The organism is Streptomyces sp. NPDC048521 (genome assembly GCF_043199855.1).
Taxonomy (GTDB): domain Bacteria; phylum Actinomycetota; class Actinomycetes; order Streptomycetales; family Streptomycetaceae; genus Streptomyces.
Genome location: NZ_JBICWR010000008.1, coordinates 190,172 through 209,336 on the forward strand (window position 1 = coordinate 190,172; position 19,165 = coordinate 209,336).

20 protein-coding genes and 1 pseudogene are annotated in these 19,165 nt (G+C 73.8%); 12 read left to right on the forward strand and 9 right to left on the reverse strand.

Annotated elements, in window-relative coordinates:
• Nucleotides 1-42: 42 nt before the first annotated feature.
• The gene (locus ACGFRF_RS20585) at nucleotides 43-441 is read right to left on the reverse strand and encodes a rodlin (protein ID WP_393741859.1); all 399 of its coding nucleotides are present in this window, start codon (nucleotides 439-441) and stop codon (nucleotides 43-45) included.
• 247 nt (nucleotides 442-688) lie between these two features.
• On the opposite strand from ACGFRF_RS20585, the gene ACGFRF_RS20590 reads away from it, so the two are divergent.
• The 4 genes from ACGFRF_RS20590 (at nucleotide 689) to ACGFRF_RS20605 (ending at nucleotide 4,103) form a co-directional block, all read left to right on the forward strand.
• Entirely contained in the window at nucleotides 689-1,087 is a 399-nt protein-coding gene (locus ACGFRF_RS20590) for a rodlin (protein ID WP_393741861.1), read from the forward strand.
• 236 nt (nucleotides 1,088-1,323) lie between these two features.
• Nucleotides 1,324-1,551: a chaplin gene (locus tag ACGFRF_RS20595; protein ID WP_393741863.1), complete on the forward strand. Its 228-nt coding sequence runs from the start codon at nucleotides 1,324-1,326 to the stop codon at nucleotides 1,549-1,551.
• Nucleotides 1,552-1,664: 113 nt separating this feature from the next.
• On the forward strand, nucleotides 1,665-2,528 hold the full coding sequence (locus tag ACGFRF_RS20600; protein ID WP_393741865.1) for a chaplin family protein: 864 nt from the start codon (nucleotides 1,665-1,667) through the stop codon (nucleotides 2,526-2,528).
• A gap of 378 nt (nucleotides 2,529-2,906) precedes the next feature.
• A complete protein-coding gene (locus ACGFRF_RS20605; RefSeq protein ID WP_393741867.1) occupies nucleotides 2,907-4,103 on the forward strand; it encodes a glycoside hydrolase family 26 protein in 1,197 nt (398 codons plus the stop codon).
• Here the strand turns inward: ACGFRF_RS20605 and ACGFRF_RS20610 are convergent.
• The 8 genes from ACGFRF_RS20610 to ACGFRF_RS20645 are packed head-to-tail and all read right to left on the reverse strand — an operon-like array spanning nucleotide 4,100 to nucleotide 13,863.
• Nucleotides 4,100-5,227: a GNAT family N-acetyltransferase gene (locus ACGFRF_RS20610; protein ID WP_393741869.1), complete on the reverse strand. Its 1,128-nt coding sequence runs from the start codon at nucleotides 5,225-5,227 to the stop codon at nucleotides 4,100-4,102. The two genes, ACGFRF_RS20605 and ACGFRF_RS20610, sit on opposite strands and share 4 nt — an antisense overlap.
• A complete protein-coding gene (locus ACGFRF_RS20615) occupies nucleotides 5,224-5,880 on the reverse strand; it encodes a lipopolysaccharide biosynthesis protein (protein WP_393741871.1) in 657 nt (218 codons plus the stop codon). Before ACGFRF_RS20615 ends, ACGFRF_RS20610 begins: the two co-directional genes overlap by 4 nt.
• Complete coding sequence (locus ACGFRF_RS20620; RefSeq protein WP_393741873.1) at nucleotides 5,877-7,034, reverse strand: glycosyltransferase; 1,158 nt, start codon at nucleotides 7,032-7,034, stop codon at nucleotides 5,877-5,879. The genes ACGFRF_RS20615 and ACGFRF_RS20620 overlap by 4 nt, the downstream gene beginning before the upstream one ends.
• A complete protein-coding gene (locus ACGFRF_RS20625) occupies nucleotides 7,031-7,723 on the reverse strand; it encodes a polysaccharide deacetylase family protein (protein ID WP_393741875.1) in 693 nt (230 codons plus the stop codon). The genes ACGFRF_RS20620 and ACGFRF_RS20625 overlap by 4 nt, the downstream gene beginning before the upstream one ends.
• 52 nt (nucleotides 7,724-7,775) lie before the next feature.
• Nucleotides 7,776-9,827: a murein biosynthesis integral membrane protein MurJ gene (gene murJ, locus ACGFRF_RS20630; RefSeq protein WP_393741877.1), complete on the reverse strand. Its 2,052-nt coding sequence runs from the start codon at nucleotides 9,825-9,827 to the stop codon at nucleotides 7,776-7,778.
• Nucleotides 9,824-11,185 carry an O-antigen ligase family protein gene (locus ACGFRF_RS20635; RefSeq protein WP_393741879.1) on the reverse strand — a complete coding sequence of 454 codons (1,362 nt, stop codon included), beginning with the start codon at nucleotides 11,183-11,185 and terminating at the stop codon, nucleotides 9,824-9,826. Before ACGFRF_RS20635 ends, murJ begins: the two co-directional genes overlap by 4 nt.
• Before the next feature lie 3 nt (nucleotides 11,186-11,188).
• Nucleotides 11,189-12,610, reverse strand: a complete 1,422-nt coding sequence (locus tag ACGFRF_RS20640) for an exopolysaccharide biosynthesis polyprenyl glycosylphosphotransferase (RefSeq protein ID WP_393741881.1) — start codon at nucleotides 12,608-12,610, stop codon at nucleotides 11,189-11,191.
• Nucleotides 12,607-13,863, reverse strand: coding sequence for a glycosyltransferase (locus tag ACGFRF_RS20645; RefSeq protein WP_393741883.1), 1,257 nt, complete (start codon nucleotides 13,861-13,863; stop codon nucleotides 12,607-12,609). The genes ACGFRF_RS20640 and ACGFRF_RS20645 overlap by 4 nt, the downstream gene beginning before the upstream one ends.
• A gap of 294 nt (nucleotides 13,864-14,157) precedes the next feature.
• Here ACGFRF_RS20645 and ACGFRF_RS20650 point away from each other — a divergent pair, with 294 nt between their 5' ends.
• The 8 genes and pseudogenes from ACGFRF_RS20650 to ACGFRF_RS20685 all read left to right on the forward strand — a co-directional run bounded on the left by ACGFRF_RS20650 (nucleotide 14,158) and on the right by ACGFRF_RS20685 (nucleotide 19,136).
• Nucleotides 14,158-14,397: a chaplin gene (locus ACGFRF_RS20650; RefSeq protein WP_393741885.1), complete on the forward strand. Its 240-nt coding sequence runs from the start codon at nucleotides 14,158-14,160 to the stop codon at nucleotides 14,395-14,397.
• Between the two features lie 170 nt (nucleotides 14,398-14,567).
• The gene (locus ACGFRF_RS20655) at nucleotides 14,568-15,497 is read left to right on the forward strand and encodes a hypothetical protein (protein WP_393741887.1); all 930 of its coding nucleotides are present in this window, start codon (nucleotides 14,568-14,570) and stop codon (nucleotides 15,495-15,497) included.
• Nucleotides 15,498-15,629: 132 nt separating this feature from the next.
• Nucleotides 15,630-15,917: a hypothetical protein gene (locus ACGFRF_RS20660; RefSeq protein ID WP_393741889.1), complete on the forward strand. Its 288-nt coding sequence runs from the start codon at nucleotides 15,630-15,632 to the stop codon at nucleotides 15,915-15,917.
• Between the two features lie 155 nt (nucleotides 15,918-16,072).
• A complete protein-coding gene (locus ACGFRF_RS20665) occupies nucleotides 16,073-16,576 on the forward strand; it encodes a DUF5949 family protein (RefSeq protein ID WP_393741891.1) in 504 nt (167 codons plus the stop codon).
• A pseudogene (locus ACGFRF_RS20670) lies at nucleotides 16,573-16,895 on the forward strand (vitamin K epoxide reductase family protein); the annotation flags it as partial. The gene ACGFRF_RS20665 and the pseudogene ACGFRF_RS20670, both read left to right, overlap by 4 nt.
• A 120-nt stretch (nucleotides 16,896-17,015) precedes the next feature.
• Nucleotides 17,016-17,528: a hypothetical protein gene (locus ACGFRF_RS20675; RefSeq protein ID WP_393741893.1), complete on the forward strand. Its 513-nt coding sequence runs from the start codon at nucleotides 17,016-17,018 to the stop codon at nucleotides 17,526-17,528.
• A gap of 263 nt (nucleotides 17,529-17,791) precedes the next feature.
• A complete protein-coding gene (locus ACGFRF_RS20680) occupies nucleotides 17,792-18,286 on the forward strand; it encodes a tyrosinase family oxidase copper chaperone (protein ID WP_393742134.1) in 495 nt (164 codons plus the stop codon).
• Nucleotides 18,270-19,136, forward strand: coding sequence for a tyrosinase family protein (locus tag ACGFRF_RS20685; protein ID WP_393741895.1), 867 nt, complete (start codon nucleotides 18,270-18,272; stop codon nucleotides 19,134-19,136). Before ACGFRF_RS20680 ends, ACGFRF_RS20685 begins: the two co-directional genes overlap by 17 nt.
• Nucleotides 19,137-19,165: the final 29 nt, after the last annotated feature.

Here is a 19,165-nt window from a genome sequence, read left to right on the forward strand (position 1 = left end):
GCGGGCCGCCGAACCGCACGGCGACCCGCTTCGGCCGCTGGATCAGCGGTCGCTGTCCGCGGACAGGACCGACACGTCCTCCAGCACATGCGCCAGCGCGCCGTCGCGCTTGACGTTCGAGGAGTTCTCGGTGCACTGCTGCTGCATGTGGTCCGAGAGAACCGGGATGTCCTGGACATTGACGCCGGCGAGGGCGCCGACGCCGACGGGAATGTCGGTCAGCGCGATGCACGGCTTGTTGAAAGAGCCCTGGATCAGGGCGATCTGCGGGCTCATTTTCCCGTACGTGGCGGAGTTGCCGTAGCTCTGCCACGCACCGTTGCCGTTCGCGGCGGTCGGCCCGCTGTCGTTTCCGCTCGCCAGCGCCGCAGGCGCCGCAGCGGTGGCAGCGCCCATTGCGGAAGCGGCCACGGCCGCGGTGGCGACAATCTTCTTGATCACTGGCCAGTCCTTTCTGAGAAAACCCCGTTCGCCGGAGCGTTCTGGTCAACTCCGAGGCCTCCGCGGAGTTTCTCCCGTTCACTCCGTCGGTCGATGGTGCGGACTGGTGGTGTGTTTTTACGATGGGCGGCTGCTCGTCATCGCCCGGGCGCGCACACTCCAACCGAGTGAATCAGCGGAACCAACGCCGATACGCCGAGTTGATGAGGCCGTAGGGCATGCGTCGTTACGAGGAAAGGAACGCGAAGTGCTCAAGAAGGCAATGGTCGCCGCGGCCGCCGCCGCTTCTGTCGTGGGAATGGCGGTGGCCGCCGCGCCGCAGGCGCTTGCCGTCGGCAACGACGACGGACCGACCGTCGCGAACGGTAACGGCGCCGCGCAGTCGTTCGGCAACTCGGCGACGAAGGGCAGCATGAGCCCGCAGCTCTCCCTGGTGCAGGGTTCGCTCAACAAGCCGTGCCTCGGTGTTCAGGACACCGATGTCGCCGTCGACGCGGCCATCGGCGGCACGATCCAGGACATCCCGATCCTCTCGGACCACCTGCAGCAGCAGTGCTCCGACAACTCCGCGAACGCCAAGCGGGACGGTGCGCTCTCGCACGTCCTGGAGGACCTGTCGGTTCTCTCGGCCGACACCGAAGGCTGAACCGTTCGGTCCGGCCCGGGCCATCCGCTGAATTGACGGCGGATTGCCCGGGCTTTTTCATGCATATTCCGGCGAGGGTGAAACGCGTGAGAGCGATGCGATCGAGTGATTGTTACTCGGATCGCGTTCGAGTGACTCCCATTATGTCTATTCCTCCTTCCGTGCCACGACCGTCCACGTCGTGTTCGCACGGTTCTGGCCGTCATCGGGGCATGACCCCAGAGAAGGGAAGATTCATGAAGAAGAGCGTCGCAGTCGCCGCGGGGGCCATCCTGGCCCTGGGTCTGGCCGGGCCCGCCTTCGCCGACTCCGGGGCCGGGGTCGGCGCCGCCAACTCGGCGGGCGTCCTGTCGGGCAACGTCATCCAGGTGCCGGTCCACGCGTCGATCCACGCCTGCGGCAACACGGTCGACATCATCGGCCTGCTGAACCCGGCCCTCGCCAACTACTGCGCCAACCGCTGAGGCGGAGTACAGCGCACCAGCCCACGGCTGTCCTGGCCGGCCTCGGATCGGGGAACCTGATTCTTCGTTCCGGGGCCGGCCTTCCCACTTCTTCGAGCAGGAAGACAACGAGAGTGCGACAGACCCTCAGCAAGGGCATGGTCGTGGCCGCCGCCGCGACCAGCATGCTGTCCTTGTACGGAAGCTCCGCGCTTGCCGACACGGACGCGCACGGCGTCACCCACGGCTCACCCGGCGCGCTGTCCGGCAACAACGTCCAGGCGCCGGTCCACGTGCCGATCAACACGTGCGGCAACTCCGGGGACGCCGCCGCCGCTTCGAACGCGGCGGTCGGCAACTCCTGTTCCGGCCACAGCGGTTCGAAGGGAGACGGAGCCGGCAGCAGGCACCCTGCCGCGCACGACGACTCCGACGACGACTCCGGCCAGGGTGGTCCCGGCAGCCACCCCGGCTCCAGCAGCCCCGGCGACGACCACACATCGCCTCCGTCCGGTGGCGAGGACCACCACACGCCGTCGCCGTACGGCGGGAGCGAGACGAGTTCGCCGCCGTACGGTGGCGAGGAGACGACCCCGCCGCCTCACGGTGGGAGCGAGGCGACTCCGTCGTCCTACGGTGGGGAAAAGACCACTCCGCCGCCCTACGGCGGGAGCGAGTCGACTCAGCCGCCTTACGGTACGGACGAGTCGACCCCGCCGCCCTACGGTGAGGACGAGTCGACCCCGCCGCCCTACGGTGAGGACGAGACGACCCCGCCGCCCTACGGTGGGGAGGAGTCGACCCCGCCGCCCTACGGTGGGGAGGAGTCGACCCCGCCGCCCTACGGTGGTGGTGAACACCACCCGGGGCAGCCGCCCACCCTTCCGCACACCGGTGGTGAGGCACGGGCCATGCTCGCGACCTCGGCCGCCAGTGCCGCGCTGATCGCGGCCGGGACGATCCTGTACCGCCGCGGCCGGGCCGCCACCCGTCGGTAGCGTGCCGGGTGCCGGACCCGAGCGCCCGGCACCCAACGGCCCCAGCGCGTACCACCACCCCGGATCCGCCGGCCGGCCGGGAACAGGCCGGGGCACGAGGACTCGAACCCCCTCCCCACCTCCGGCGCCCCGTCGGCGCCCGTCGCCGGCAGCGCGCGCAGCTCGGGACAGGCGGGACCGTACGGGCCCGCGCCCACCACCAGCAGGTCGTACCATCGGCAACCGCTCGCCTTCTCTCCTTCTCGTCCGTTCGCCCGTGCGGGGGTTCGGGCCCCCTGAACGCCGTAACCCTGCGCACGGAACTCATATGGATATGACTGTGTGTCAATAACCGGAAGAGCGCAGCGAGCGTGCCGGCGAGTGAGGAGAGGAGCAGACATGGCTCCACAGCAGCGACGGGCTCGTTTCCGCCGGCTGGCCATGGTCGCGGCGGCGGTCGCGGTGTCGGCCGCCCTGGCGGCCGGTCCCGGACGCGCGGCAGGGGTGGTGCGGATCGCCGAGCCCCCCGCTCCCGCACCGACGACCGGGACGTCCACCGGGACCGCCCCGCCCTTCGGTGCCTTCCTCGACTCCGGACCGCTCGGCGTGGCCCGCATGGCCGAACTGAGCAGATGGCTGGGCGGGACCGAGCTGAGGGTCGCCCACACCTATCTGCCCGGAGGCCGCTGGGAGGACATCGAGGGACCGCCCGGCTTCCTGGACGCATGGGCCCACTGGCGACTCCAGAAGGCCGACCGGATGCTCGTCCTCAACGTGCCGATGCAGGAGCGCAACGAGGAGAACGTCTCCGACGCCGAGGTGCGGTCGCTGCTGGGGCAGGCCGCGGCCGGCGCGTTCGACCACCACTTCAAGGTGCTCGCCGAGCGGCTGGTGCGGCTGAAGGTGCCGGACACCGTGATCGTGCTCGGCTGGGAGATGAACGGCGTCACCTACACCCATCGCTGCGGACCGGACCCGCAGGCCTGGAAGACGTACTGGAACCGGATCGTCACCACCATGCGGTCGGTGCCGGGGCAGAGGTTCCGGTTCGATTTCACGCCGAGCCGCGGCCGGGACGCCGTGCCCTGGACCGAGTGCTACCCCGGGGACGACACGGTCGACATCATCGGCATGGATGCCTACGACCAGCCGACGGGACTGTCGTTCGACGAACAGGTGAGAGAGCCGTACGGACTCCAGCAGCAGGTGGACTTCGCCGAATCCCACGGCAAGCCCATCTCGTATCCGGAGTGGGGTCTCTTCCGCAACGGTGACAACGCGGCGTACATGCAGCGCATGCTCGCCTGGTTCGACGAGCACGAACCGCTGTACAACACGCTCACCGACTACTGCCCGCACGGTGTGTGGCAGTGCACCGAGAACCCCCGGTCGTCCCAGCTCTACCGGACGGCCCTGTACGGCCGCACCGAAGACCCGGCCCCGGTGCCCACCACACCCACACCCACCCCGACACCGACCCCCACCCCGGAACAGCCCCCGGCCGGCTGCTCACCGCTGGACGTGGGCGACTGGACCGAGTACTGGCTCGACGGAAAGCTCTGCCTCCGGCTCGACTGGTGGTCGCGCAGCCACTAGTCCTGGCCACGTTCCCGCCACCGGCGCAGCACCTCCTTGCCCCGCTGCCGGGCGGCCGCGTCGCACAGCACGGCCGTCAGCAGCGGGGCCGTGCGCCGCCGGGCCAGCAGCAGCCGCTGGTTGACGACCCGGTCGGGACGCCAGTGGAGTTTGTACGGCTCGTCGCCGCGCAGCAGGCTCAGCGTGCCGCGCTCGCCCAGGTGCATGACGTTGTCGGTACAGGCGTCCAGCAGCATCACCGCCACGTCGGCCCTGCGTTCCCGCAGGCCCGGATGGGCGCCGTAGAGGTAGCCGCCGGCCAGGCCGTGCGACAGCAGGGTCAGGTCGACGGCCACCACCTCGCCGTCGATCCGGAACTCGGTGACCACCGCGTTCCCGGAGCGCACCATCGGACCGACCGCGCGCGCCAGGTGGGCGTGGAACCGGGGCCGGAGATGCTCGGACGTCACCTTCCGCCCCTGCCACTGCAGCCGGTGCAGCTCCAGCAGCCGGACGAGCGCCCCGTCCACCTCCTCGGGTCCCACTGTCCTGCGCCGCACGCCGAGCGCGGCCAGCTTGCGCAGCTTGGCCCGGACCCGCTGGGCCTTGCCCGAGGGCAGCCGGGCCACCAGCTCCCGCATGGGCACGGCCGGCAGCTCCAGGCACGGGGAGTCACGGATCGCGCGGCGCGGGCCGCGCCAGCGGTCGTAGACCCGCTCCAGCGCACCGCCCGGCCGCACCTCGCGGAAGTCGATCAGCGCCGTGCGGGCCGCGTCCGCCAGCGCCTCGGTGAGCGCGCCGGCCGCGCGCCCGTCGTCGCCGTCGTCCAGCAGCACGTCCGCGTAGTCGGAGACCGCCCCGCCGAGCGGGACCAGTCTGGGCAGCAGCCGGTGAACCAGCATCAGCGGCGCGGCGGCCACCAGTTCGCCGCCGGAGCGCACCAGCAGCACCCTGAGCCGGCCACGCCTGCCGTACGACAGCCACCACGAGTGCAGCCAGGCGTGGCTCTGGAACGGGGTCGCGGCGGCGCACCGCTCGTACAGCCGTCCCCAGGCCGGGGCCAGCTCGGCGAAGGCGGCCTCGTCGGTGACGCATTCGGTGGTGAGGGCGGACAGTGCGGTGCGCGCCGGGTACGTCGCCGTCACAGTCGGCCGTGCGTGTCGGCGGAGCGGGCCGGGCCGGGCACCGAGGCCGGGCGCGCGGTCTCCTCCTCCGGCCGGCGCTTCGGCCGCACCAGCAGCGCGAGACCGCCGAGCAGCCCGCCCGCGCTCGCCCCGACCGGACCGGTCACCTCGGCGGAGGCGGAGGCCGGCTCGGTCGGCTGCACCGCCCGGGAGAACTGCAGGAGTTCGACGTGCGTGGCGGCCTTGGCGCCGTTGGCGTGCTGGGTGAGCGCGCGGGCGACCGCGTTGGCCATCTCCGCGGCCCGCGCCGGGCGGGCGGAGGTGGCGGAGACGGCGACCATCGGGGCGTCCGGCGAGGTCGCGGCGCGCACGCTGTCGCGCAGGGTGTCCACCGGCACCCCGGCCCACACCTGGGCGTCGCCGAGCACCGCGAGCTGGGTGGCGATGCGCCCGTAGGCCTGTGCGAAGCCCAGCGCGGTGGCGGTGTCGGACTTCTCGGTGGGTACGGCGATGACATAGCTGGTCGCCGTGTACGTCGGCGTCCTCAGCGCACCGTACGCGCCGCCGAGCAGCCCGCCCGCGAGGACACCGGCCGCCACCAGCGACCAGGGCGGCAGCGCGCGGAGACGGGAGAGGCGTGAGGTGCGGGATCGCCGGGTGCGGTGGTCGGTCATGACGGGGTTGCTCCCTGCTGGATCGGAACGTGGGGGGACGTCGGGGCGAGCGCCGCCGCGTAGACGTCCATGAGCCGGGCGGCGCTGCGGGTGATGCAGTAGTGGCGGGCCGCCTCGGCGGCGGTGCGCGGGCCGGGTCCGGCGGCCCGGACCTCGGCGAGCGCGCGGGCGTAGGCATCGGCCCGGCACGGGACGCGCACCGCGTCCGGCGCGGCCTTCGGCGGCAGGTCCTGCAGGGCCGGGCAGGACGTGTAACGCACCGGCAGGCCGGCCGCGAGCGCCTCCACGACCGCGAGACCGAACGCCTCCTCGGGGGAGGGCGCGGCGAGCACGTCCATCGCCGAGGTGAGCGCGGGCAGGTCCGGGCCGGGCGAGCCGTCGGGGACGTACGGCCGCTCACCGGTGAACAACACCCGGTCGGCGACCCCCGCCTCTCGCGCCGCCCGCCGCAGGGCGCTCTCCTGCGCGCCCCCGCCGACCAGCAGCAGCCGGCAGTCGGCCGGCAGCCGGGCGAGGGCGTGGATCAGGACGTCGAAGCGTTTGCCGGGGGCGAGACGCCCGATGCCGCCGACGACGAACGCGTCGGCGGGCAGCCCGAGCCGGTCGCGGGTGCGGCGCCTGGCCACGGGGTCGAAGGCGAACCGTGCCAGGTCGATGCCGTTGGGCACGACCGTGATGCGCGGCCCGGGGACACCCCAGCGGGAGAGCCGCTCGGCGACCGTGGGGGAGACGGCGACGGTGGACCGGCCCAGCCGTTCCCCCAGGAGGTACAGGCCGCGCACCCCCGCCGTGAGCGGCCGGCCCTCCATCTGCGAGTCGCCGAGGGAGTGTTCGGTGGCGACGACCGCGCGCACCCCGGCCAGCCTGGCGGCGATCCGGCCGTACAGGCAGGCCCGGTACAGGTGCGTGTGCACGAGGTCGTAGCGGCCGCGGCGGACGAGCCGGGTCAGCCGGGGCAGCGCGGTCAGGTCGCGGTTGCCGGTCATGCCCAGGTGCACCACCCGCACCCCGTCCGCCGCCAGTCCGTCGGCCACCGGCCCGGGGTCGGTCAGCGTCACCACGTCACACGGCACCGGCAGATGGCGCAGCAGCAGCCGCAGTTGCTGCTCGGCACCCCCGACCCCGAGCCCGGTGATGATGTGCAGGGCTTTCACCGCAGCCCCTCGACCGGCCGCCGGCGCAACCGGTGCAGCCGGTACTTGAGGAACAGCCGTACGGCGGTGTCGTTCTGCCCGATGTGCAGACGCGGCAGGACGTGCGGGCCGTTCAGCTCGCCGGGGTCGATGGCGCAGGCGTAGCCGTACCCGGCCTTCCGTACGGCGTCCACGGCGCGCCGGTCGACCGTGCCGTACGGATAGCAGAAGCCGGTGACCGGGGCGCCGGTCACCTCCTCCAGCAGGGCGCGGCTCCCGGCGGTCTCGGCCGTGAGGAGGGCGTCGTCGGCCCGCGTGAGGTCGACGTGGGTGAGGCCGTGGGAACCGATCTCCATGCCGGCGTCGGCGGCGCGCCGGATGCCCTCGGCGGTCAGCAACGGCTTGCGCGGGCCCAGCGGGTCCCAGGCGTTGTCGCCGCCGAGCCGGCCGGGCAGCACGAACAGGGTGGCCGTGCACTCCAGGCGGGCGAGCACCGGCAGGGCGTGCTCCAGGAAGTCGGCGTAGCCGTCGTCGAAGGTGAGGGCGACCAGGTCCCGGCCCCCGCCCCTGGCGCGGGCGGCGAGCAGTTCGGCCACCGACACCCCGCGCAGCCCTCGCCGGCGCAACCAGCGCAGCTGCCGGTCCAGCCGCTCGGCGGTGACCGTGACGCGGTACGGGTCGTCGGAGCGGTCACCGACCGAGTGGTACATGGCGATCCACGGGACCGGTCCGGTTCTGGCCGGCCGGGAAGGCGCGGTGGTCTCAACGGAGGAGGGCATGAGCGAGCTTTCGGGTGCGGGTGCGTACGGAACGGAGTGCGGATGCGAAGCCCTGGGCGCCCGGGGCCCGGCCGGCCAGGACGAACACGACGGTGACGGTGACGCCCCCGGCCGTCAGCCCGGCGAGCGGTGTGGCCGGCAGGCCCCCGACGAAGCCGCCGGCCAGGGCGGCGGCCACCGCCGCCCCGAACGGCCGGCTCAGCTCGTGCAGCACGTGCCGGGTGCGGACGGGCACACTGCGGTGCCCCATGCCGGCGAGCAGCAGGACGGCGGTGACGGTGATGCCGGCGGCGTTGGCGGCGGCGATCCCCGTGACGCCCCAGGGGCCGACGGTCCAGGCGCCGGCGCAGCAGGTCGCCACGATCCCCGCGGCCATCGCGGCGACGGGGTACCAGGTGGCGCGGCCCGCCGAGAAGTAGGAGCGGACCAGGACACCGGTCAGCGTCTGGCCGAGCAGCCCGAGCGCGTAGACACGCATCACGTCGGCGGTGGCCGCGGTGTCCTCGGGCGTGAACGCCCCCCGCTCGAACAACAGGCCGATCAGCTGCGGGGCGCAGGACACGACCGCGGCCGTGCCGAACAGCACCAACCCGGCGGCCACCGCCAGATCCCGCTCCACCCGGGCCCGGGCCCGCTCGGTATCGCCCTCGGCCAGCGCCCGCGCCACCACCGGGAAGGTGACCGTGCACAGCATCATCGACATGGTCATCGGGATCTGCGCGACCTTCTGGGCGTAGTTCAGGTGCGAGATGGCCCCGGCGGGCAGGCCGGCGGCGAGAAACCGCTCGATGAGCACCTGCGACTGCCGGCACAGCGCGAACAGCAGCACGGTGGCCAGCAGCGGTACGTCCATCGGCCGCGCCTCGCCCACGGCTCCCGGCGCCACGGGCGACCCGCTGGGGCGATGGCGCAACTCCCTTACCAGCGAGGGAAGCTGGATCAGCGTCATCAGGCAGCCGCCCGCCGCGACCCCGAACGCGGCCGCCCGCACCCCCCAGTGGCCGCCGAGGGCGTACATCGCCGTGATGATGCCGAGGTTGTAGGCGAGGTAGATCGCGGCCGGCGCGAGAAAGCGCCGGTGGGCCCTGAGGGCCGCGCTGCAGTACCCGGCGAGGCCGAAGCTGAGCACACAGCTCGCGGTGAGCCGGGTGCAGTCCGCGGCGAGGCCCGGATCGGGCAGGCCCGGCGCCAGCGCGGCGACGAACTGCGGTGCCGCCAGCGTCAGCAGCGCGCCCACCGCCGCGAACGCCAGCGCCAGCCGGGGCAGGGTGCCGGCGACCAGCGAGCGGACCGGGTCCCCGGGGGCGCCCTGGGCGCGGCGGGCCAGGGCCGCGCTGAACGCCGGGATCAACGCGAAGGCCAGCCCTTCCTCGATCAGCAGGGTGGCCGCGAACTCCGGCACGGTCCAGGCGACCAGGAAGGCGTCGGTGTCCCGCCCCGCCCCGAACAACCGCGCCAGCGACTGGTCCCGCACCAGCCCCAGCACCGCCGACGCGACCGAGAGAGAGGCGGTGAGCAGCGCGGCCCTGGCAAGAAACCGACGCGTCGGCGGAACGTGACCGAAACCGACAGCCCGCCCGGCGGCGCCCTCCCCGCCGGGTTCCGCGTGGGGGATGGGGGCGTGGTGTGGGGGTGGGGTGGCTTCGTCGGGGATGGTGGGGCGGGCCGTGGGCAGGGCGGTGTCGGTGGGGCGGGCCGTGGGCAGGGCGGTGTCGGTGGGGTGGGTCGTGGGCACGGCGATTCCCGTGGTGTCGGGGGGCCGGTGCCCTGACGAGGTGGTTCTGCCGGCGTCGGTGAAGCGGGTGGCGGGCAGGGCGGCTTGGCTGGTGCTGGTGCTGGTGTCGTTCGCGATGCCGGTGCCGGTGCCGGTGCCGGAGGCGATGGTGGTGGTCGGTGGTTCACGCACCGCGCCCGGTGCCGGGGCGGGGGGCGGGTCGGTGTTCGGGTCCGGTGCCTCGCCGGTCGTGGGGCTGGTGATCTCGACCGCCTCCGGTGTCGTACCGGCCGGACCGTGGGAGGTGCGGGGTGCCGTCATCGGAGGGCCGCCTCCCCCGCCACCGCTCCCGGCTCGCTCGGTACGGCGGTGCTCCCGCCGGAGGCGACCTGGTCGGCACCCACCAGAGCCCACCAGGCGACCAGCCCGAAGCACACCGCCGTCAGCACGGTGGAGGGACCCCCGATGTCGGCGTACACGAAGTCCACGAGCTGCCAGACCAGCAGCCCGCAGCCGACCAGCGCGCACTCCAGGCCCCGGCCGCCGGCCGCCCGGGCCCGGCACAGGCCGCGCAGGGCGCACACCAGCAGCGCCAGCCAGCCGCCCGCGAGGCACAGCAGCCCGGTCAGGCCCTGTTCACCGAGGACCAGCAGATACATGTTGTGCGGGGAGAGCAGCGGCTGCCTGCGGAACGCGGAGCCCGCCCCCTCGGTGTCGCTGCCGGAGGACAGCGCGAGCGAGGCGTGTCCGTCGCGATACTCGGGAAAGCCCTTCAGCCCCACTCCGGTCAGCAGGTGCCCGCGCCACATGTCGGCGGCCGCCGCCCACATCGTGTACCGGTCGGTGACCGACTGGTCGGGCGCGTCGGTGACCCGGGTGATGCTGTCGATCCGCTCCTGCAGCATCGCCGTACCCACCCCCAGCCCACCCACCAGGACCACGCACGCGGCCACCACGACCGCGCCGACCGTCAGCGCCCGGCGCGCCCCGGCCAGCACCAGCTGGACGGTGACGGTGACGGCGGTGGCGATCCAGGCGCCCCGGCTGAAGGACAGGGCGAGGGGCAGGAGCAGCGCGAGGGCGCAGCCGGCGGCGATCACACGGTCCCGCACCGCCGAGCGGCCCAGCGCCAGGCCCACCGAGCACACCAGCCCGAAGGACACCACCGTCGCCATGCCCATCACGTCCGTCGCCCCGAACGTGCCGACCGCGCGGACGTCCTCGCCCTGGTACGACGCACCGGTCCCGGTGAGGTACTGGTGCACGCCGATCCCGCCCTGCCACCCCGCCAGGGCCACGATCGACCAGGCCAGCAGCCGGAAGTCGGACCGGCCGCGGACGAGGAGCACGACGGCGGCGGGGACCAGCACGAAGACCTGGAGATAGCGGCCGAGTCCGGTGATCCCGGCGCCGGGTGAGACCGCGTTCATCGCGGCGAGCGACAATCCGGCCACCGGCAGGCCGAGCACCAGGGCGGCGGTCCGGCTGAGCGGTCTCCGGCGCTCGCGCAGCAGGCGTACGGCGCAGTAGCCGACGACCAGCGCGGACAGCGCGTCGGCGGGGCCGGCACCGCCCTCGCCGCCGGGCGGGACCGGCAGTGCGAGCAGCGCGACCACGGCCGGCACGGGCAGCACCGGGGACAGGCGCGGCGGACGGCGCAGCGGCAGGGCCAGGGCCATCGGTCAGCTCCCCGTCGAGCGTACGAGCGCGGCCGCGGTGCGCAGCAGGATGCAGATGTCCTGCCACAGCGACCAGTTGTCGATGTAGGCGTTGTCGAACCGCGCCCGGTCCTCGATGGAGGTGTCTCCGCGCAGCCCGTTGATCTGGGCGAGCCCGGTGATGCCGGTCTGCATGCGGTGGCGGGCCGCGTAACCGGGGTGGGCCTGGCTGAACCGGGCGACGAAGTACGGGCGTTCGGGGCGCGGGCCGACCAGGCTCATGTCACCCCGGAAGACGTTCCACAGCTGCAGCAACTCGTCCAGCGAGGTCTGCCGGAGGAAGCGGCAGAAGGGGCGCATCCTCCGCTCGCCGGCCACGCTCCACCGGGTGGCCGCCTCCTGCTCGTCGACCGGGCGGTGGGTGCGGAACTTCAGCAGCGTGAAGGGCCGGCCCTCCTTTCCGATGCGTTCCTGCCGGAAGACCACGCCGGGTCCGTCGGTGAGCCGCAGGACGACCGCGCACACCAGCAGCACCGGGCTGAGCAGCACCAGCAGCGTCCCGGACACCACCACGTCCAGCAGCCGCTTGCCGGTGCCCACCCGCCGCCGTGCGCCCAGGTTCAGCCGGCGCACGGCGAACCCGGCGAGCTGGTCGCGCATCTCGTACGCCGGGGAGTCCGCGTCGACCTCCCACACCGTGCAGCCCCCCTCGACGAGGGCCCGCAGCAGCGGCCCCTGCTCACCGCGCACGGCCGGATCGACGGTGAGCACGACCCGCACCCCGTTCTGGATGAGCGCCCGCTCCACCTCCTCGCCGCCGGCGAGCACCGGCAACCCACCGCTGGCATCCGGGAGTTCCGTCACGACGCCGACGGGCCGCACCCCGCAGCGCGGGTGCCGCAGCAGCGCGGCGGCCACCCGCTGCGCGGTCGCGGCGGGCCCGATCACCAGCGCGGTGTGCGGCCGACGCAGCAGGGCCGCCCGGCGCCGCCAGTGCACCGCGCCCCGGCCCGCGCAGGCCGCCGCCGCGTGCAGAGCCCAGCCGAGCAGCAGGATCCGGGCGGACAGGGCGCGCTCGGGGTCGTGGGCGGCGAGCAGGGCGGCGACGCCCAGCCAGGCCACCGCGATCCGGCCGGTCACCACGGGCAGTTCGTCGAGCACCCCGGGTACCGGCCGGACGGAGCGCGGGCGCAGCAGCAGCGCGCCGGACACCAAGGAGGCGACCAGCAGCGGGCGGCGGGTCGCCTCGTCCGCTGCGACCGCGCCCACCAGTGCGGCGAGCAGGTCGACGGCGAGCAGCGGCAGCGGCGAGGCGGACCGCGCGGGCCGGCGCCGCTGCGGGAACCGGAAGCTGCCGGCGGTCCGGGGCGGCAGGACCGAGACGGGTGCGCATCCGTGGTCCCATGGCTGCGCGCCGGGGGAGGGGACGGTACTTTCCGCAGTCACGAGTGGAGGGACTCCCTGTGCTCGGAGGGCACGAGCGGCCGGGCGCCGAGGAGTTCGCGGTAGAGCGCCGCGACCCGTTCGGCGGTGTGCCGCACGTCGTGCGTGGACAGGACGTGCCGCCGCCCCTGGGCACCGAGCGCCGCGCGCAGCGGGGGGTCGGACAGCAGCCCGGCGACCGTCCGGGCCAGTGCCGCGGGGTCGTCGGGCGGGACCAGGCAGCGTGCGGCGAGGCCGGGCGGCAGGCTCTCGCGGGCGCCGTCGACGTCGGTGAGTACGACGGCCCGCCCGCAGGCCAGCGCCTCCAGCGGGGCGAGCGCCATGCCCTCCCACCGCGAGGGCAGCACCACCAGGTCGGCGGCCCGGTACCAGGGCACCGCGTCGGCGACCGCACCGGTGAACCGCACGGAGGGGTGGGCCCGTCGGCGCAGGGCCGCGCCGTCGGGTCCGTCGCCGACCAGCACCAGCCGGGCCTCCGGCACCGCACCCAGCACGTCCTCCCAGGCCGCCAGCAACACATCCTGCCCCTTCTGCCGGCACAGCCGTCCGACGCAGACCACAAGGGGGGCCGCGGGATCGAGCCCCGGCAGGACAGCGGCACGGGCGGGGGCGGACGAGATGCCGGAGAGCGGGTCGGAGGGTGGGGTGGGCGAGGTGACGGGTGGAGGGGCGTGCAGCGGGGCGGACGCGGTGGTGGGGGCCGTCGGCTCCGGGCAGAAGCGGTCGAGGTCGACGCCGTTGGGGATGACGGTGCAGGGAGCGCGTACTCCGGCACGCATGCCGGTCGCACGCTCTGCCTCGCTGACGCACACCACGCGGTCGGCCCAGCGCGCCCCCCACCGCTCCCAACGCAGCGCGAGGGCCCCGGTGAGCCCGCCGACCGCTTCGAACGACCAGGCGTGCGGCTGGAACACGGTCGGCACGCGCCGGCGGACGGCGAGCCGGCCGACCAGGCCCGCCTTGGCGCTGTGCGCGTGCACCAGTTCGGGCCGCACCTCGTCGATCAGGCGTACGAGTCGCCGTAACTCGCCCGGCAGCCCCCGACCCGGGGACCGGCCGGCCTGCCAGTGCCGTACCTCGACGCCCAGGGCCCGTAGCCCCGCGGCCAGTTCACCGCCGGGGCAGGCCACCGTGACGTGCAGACCCGCCGCGAGCTGGGCCCGCGCCAGGTCCAGTACGACCCGGGCGACACCGCCGTCCACGGGTTGCGCGAGGTGCAGGACCCGCGGCCGAGGGTCGGGTGCTGACTGGTGCATGCGCGGGTTTCCTCGCTCACGGGGGCGCTCGGGACTGCGGTCGGGAACGCGTCTTACTGCCGGACGTCCACGACGACGAAGAGCGCACCGGCGCACGCCCCTTCCCGATGGGAAACGAGCCGGGAGCCCTGCTGGTCACCACCGCGCCGCAGAGCCGTGCCAGGATCGAACACGTAGCGGTCCTGGCCGAGGGCACATCACCCCATTGGCCGCACAACTCCACAGGGTGCCACGCGTTGACACAGCGCCGGGTGTCCGCCCGGATGTTGTGTCGATCCCAAGGAGCACCTCTCCATGTCGCGTATCGCGAAGGGCCTGGTCCTGACCTCCGCCGCCGTCGCGGCCGTCGCCGGCGGTGCCGGCGTGGCTTCCGCCGACTCCGGCTCGCACGGCCTTGCCGCCGACTCTCCGGGCGTGGTGTCGGGCAACGCCATCCAGGTCCCGGTTCACGTGCCGATCAACCTCTGCGGCAACACCGTGGACGCCATCGCCCTGCTGAACCCGGCGTTCGGCAACACCTGCGTCAGCGACTGACGTCGGGACGCACCCCTTCGGACCGGCCGTCCGCCCCGCGAATCCCTCGCGGGGCGGACGGCCGGTTTTCGCTCCCTCGGATGGATCACGCGTGGTATTCGAGCGGTTGCGGTGTGCGATCGATGAACCGACGGTGGGCTCAGGTCCCGATGTCCACCGAAAGGAACACCATGCGTGGTCTGCCGCCGCGGCGTCTCGCCTCCACCGTCCTCTGCGCCGCCGTCCTGGTCGGCATCACCGGCCCCGCCGTCGTCGCCGCCGACTCGGCGCGGGAACGCGCCCGTGCCGCCTCCCAGGTCGCCGTCCCCGGTGCCGAGAAACTGCTGGCCCAGGTCAGGGCCCTGGGCACCACCGGCTCCGTCCCCCCTGAGGTCATCGACCTGCTCGACCGGTCCCTGACGCAGGGCAAGCTCCCCGCCGATGAGGCCAGAAGGCTCGGCGAGGCGGCGAAGCAGGCCGTCGCCAGGGCCGCGGCGGACCCGGCCCCCCTGGCCACGCCGACGGCGCCGAACGCACCCACCGCCCCCGCGACACCCACGGCGCCCGCCGCCCCCACGGCACCGACGGCTCCCGCCAGTCCCGCGGCACCCACCGTCCCGGCGACCCCCACGACGCCCGCCGCCCCCACGACGCCCGCCGCCCCCACGACGCCCGCCGCCCCCACGACGCCCGCCGCCCCCACGACGCCCGCCGCCCCCACGGCGTCCGCCACCCCCACGGCGTCCGCCACCCCCACGGCATCGGCAGCACCCGCCACGCCGAGCGTGGTCGCGATGCCGGACGTGGCGGCCAGTCCGTCGCAGTCCGCGGCCGCCGCTGCGGCCCTCCTCGCCGCACCGAAGGACGCTGACGACGGCCAGCAGCCCGCGGCCCGCGACGCCGTCGACGACCTGCTCTCCGCGCTGGACGCCGCGATCGACAAGCTGGTCGACGCCATCACCTCCAGCATCGACCAGGTGCTCTCCTCGGCCACCGGCGTGGTGGACGACCTCCTGGGCCTCATCGACTCGGCCCTCGGCGGCGTCACTTCCGCCGCTCCCTCGCTGGCCCCCCTGCCGTCGCTGAGCCTGCCTTCGGAGCCGTCGCTGTCGGCCTCCTGACGCGGAACATATGAGATCCCGTACGGGATCTCATATGTCTTGTCGCCACGGGGTTTCCGGCCCGGCCGGAACTCGTTGGGCACGGCGCCGGAATTCCCTGGGGTGACGTGAGTCGCCGAAGAAAGGAACACGATGAAGTCCCTGAAGGCCGCCGTCGTCGTCGCCGGTTCCGTGGCACTGGTCGGCGCCGCCGCGCCCGCGTTCGCCCACAACGCCACCAACCTGCCGCCCATGAGCCTCAACGGCGCCCTCGACACGCTCGCCGAGAACCCCCCCACCGTGAAGGACCTGATGCCGCTGCAGCATCAGTCGGACGCGCTCGACACCGAGAACAAGGATTCCGTGCTGAGCACCTTCAAGGACGCCACCGATTCCCTCAACCAGCGGCAGCTGCTCGGCGGTCGGCCCCTGCACAGCTGACGCCCGTCCCCGCCCGGGCCGGTACCGCACCCGCGGCACCGGCCCTCGCCGTGTCCGGGACGACATCCCTCGAACGTGTGGAGCGTCCCGGGGCGCTGCTCCGGAAGGGTGAGAAGCCACCGGGGCGCGCCGGGGCCCGTCGATATGGTCGCGCGGTGACCTCAGCATCCAGCGCAATCCGTCCCTTCCGCGCCGCCGACCTCGGCACGCTCGTCCTGCTCGCCTGGCTCGCCAGGAACGAGCAGGGCGACGGCAGGACGCCCTGTCTGCTCGCCTGCTCCCTCGGCGACGGCCCGGACGGCCCGGAGGCCTCGTCCGCCGCCGTCGAGCGGTTGATCGACGACCTCGGCCTGCCCATCGGCGGCGAGCCCGTCGACGGCACCACCCGGCCAAGCCTGAAGGTCAGCATGCTCGTCGTGGCCGGGCAGATCGTCCTGCAGATGCCGCAGGTCACCAGTCAGGTCACCCCGCCGGCGGACTGGCTGAGGGCGGTCGAGAAGCTCGGCTACACCTACTTCATGTTCACCACGCGCATCTGTCCCTCGACCGGTCCGCGCCGGCCGGTCGACGGGAAGGAGCTGGCCGCGTTCGCGGGCGCCCCGGAGACCACGAACGCCGCCGCACACGTCTTCCTGCCCGCCCGCAGCCTGCGCGCCTGACGCGCCGGCACGCGGGCACCGGCCGCGCCTGCGCCGTGCCGCTCGTGCTCACGGGGCGGCCGGCCCGCCCGCCACCTGGGTCATCACCCTCGACGAGTTCAAGCTGCTCGAGGACCCCGCCTTCGTGCCCGGGTGCAGCCTGAACCCGGTGGTGTCCTGCGGCAGCGTGGTCGTCTGCGTGGGCGTGAGCCTGCTCGCCGGTGCCCGCTTCCCCGGCTGGTACTGGCTGCTCTACGCGGCCGGCCGCCTGTCCGGGGTCGGCTTCGTCTCCTGGCTGCAGTGCGAGTCGCTGTACCGGATCAACGCGCCGGGATGGTGGGACTTTCGGACGAGCCGACTATTACGGCACCCGGGGGAATTGCGAACTGATGCCGTTTTCCGGCTCGTTACGCGGTACGGACGTCGAACCTCCCGCATGTTGAAAAGGACCGCACCTGACATGAAGTCGACCACCCTGGGAACCCTTGCCGCCGTCGCCACGGGCATCGCGGCCACCGTGGGGGCCGCCGGCCCCGCCGCGGCGGCCGGCACGGTCCCCGTCTCCGTGCCCCTGGGCGGCGTCTCCCAGGCCCTCGACATGGAGATGCCCCACCTCGGCGCGCAGCTGCCGCTGCCGAAGTCGGGCGCCCCCGAGGGGCCGCGGTACGTCTCGGGCCGACTGCTCCCGGAGCGGACCCTCCCGCAGCTTCCGGTGACCGGTGGTCTGCCCGGCGTGGACGCCAGGACCCCGCTGCCCCACGTCGTCGACGAAGGCTTCGACCACGTCGGCGTCGACGCGCCCGCCTCCGACCTGCGCGCCCTCGCCCCCGGCCTGTCCGTGGACGCCCCGCTGACCGCGCCGAACCCGGGTGCCTTCGGCCTGCCGAGCACCAAGCTCCCCCAGGCCGGCGTCCTCGCGCCCACCTTCCAGACCGTCGCCGACGCGAACGTGGCCACGGGCCCGGGCCTGTAGGCCCGCGGACCTCCGACGCGTGCCGCCGCGCACTGAGGCGGCCTGCGCTTTCCGTAGCCCTGCGCCTCCGTCTGTGCCTGCCTCTTCCGTCGGCGGGCGTCTTCCGCCAGTGCCCGCGTCTTGCGTCGGCCGGCGTCTTCGTCGGGTTGCGTCGGCCGCCGTCGGCCGCCGTACCCACCGGATGGCCCCCTGGTGGTGACTCCGCCCGCCCTTCACGGGTTACCGATACGGAGATGATCTGGAACCCGGATGAGGAGTGCGCGATGGTCGTCGATGGCGGCAGAGTGGCAGTGGGCAAGGAACAACAGGTCACAGCGGCGGGGGGCAGACCGTCGCGCAGGGAGGTGGCGCGGGGGCTGCTGGCCTCCGCCGCGGCCCTGGCGCTGGCCCCGGTCGTCGCCGCGTCGCGGCCCGTGCCCCCGGCCGGGGGTACCGACGGCGGCTCCTTCGGGGAGACCTACCGGGGCCGCCGTATCCAGGGGGTCCTGCTGCCGGTCGGGGGACGCAGGACGGTCGGCGGCGACTGGCAGATCACCATCGACGGCCGCCCGCTGCACCTGATGCGCCGGGCCGACGGTACCTGGCTGAGCATGGCCGACCACTACACGTCGTACCCGACCCCGCTGGAGGCGGCGCGGGCGGCCGTGGACCAGATCGGCCCCGGCCAGCGGCTGCGCGACCTGGCGCCGGGCCCGGTCGGCGGCCAACACGCCGGCGGCCACACGCACACGGGGGGACAGCATGGTGTACGTGCGTAAGAACGTGCGCACGCTCACCGCGGGCGAGCGGCGGCGGTTCGTCAACGCGCTGCTGGAGCTGAAACGGCGCGGCGAGTACGACGAGTTCGTACGCATGCACATCGAGTTCTACACCGCCGACGGCGAGGACAGCCTGCGCACCGCCCACATGGCCCCCTCCTTCCTGCCCTGGCACCGCAGGTTCCTGCTGGAACTGGAGCGGGCACTGCGCCGCGTCGACTCCTCGGTGACAGTGCCGTACTGGGACTGGACCCGGGACCGTAGGACGACCTCCGTGCCCTGGACGAAGGATCTGCTCGGCGGCAACGGGCGGCGCTCCGACCGGCAGGTGATGACCGGTCCGTTCGCCTACGCCGCGGGCCGCTGGACCATCAAGGAGGGCATCACGGACGGCAGGTTCCTCACCCGGGACCTGGGCCGCTCCGCCGCCCCCCTCCAACTGCCCACCAGGAGCGAGCTGCAGTGGGCGCTGGACGACCCCGTCTATGACGCGTGGCCCTGGGACTCGACCGTCCGCAAGGGCTTCCGCAACAAGCTGGAGGGCTGGGGAAGCGGCAGTGGCAGCGCCTCGTTGCGCAACCACAACCGGGTGCACCGCTGGGTCGGCGGCGCGATGGTCGGCGGCGCCTCGGTCAACGACCCGGTGTTCTGGCTGCACCACGCCTTCCTCGACCTGCAGTGGTCCCGCTGGCAGCGCGCCCACCGCAACCACCGCTACCTGCCCGCCGAGCCGCCCGGTGCCGCCGACAAGCAGCACGAGCGGGTCGTGGCCCGGCACCAGAAGCTTCCACCGTGGGACGAGACACCGGACCGGCTGGACGATGTGAGCCGGATCTACCGGTACGCGTGAGCAGGCAACGGGAAGGGCCCCGGCGCTCG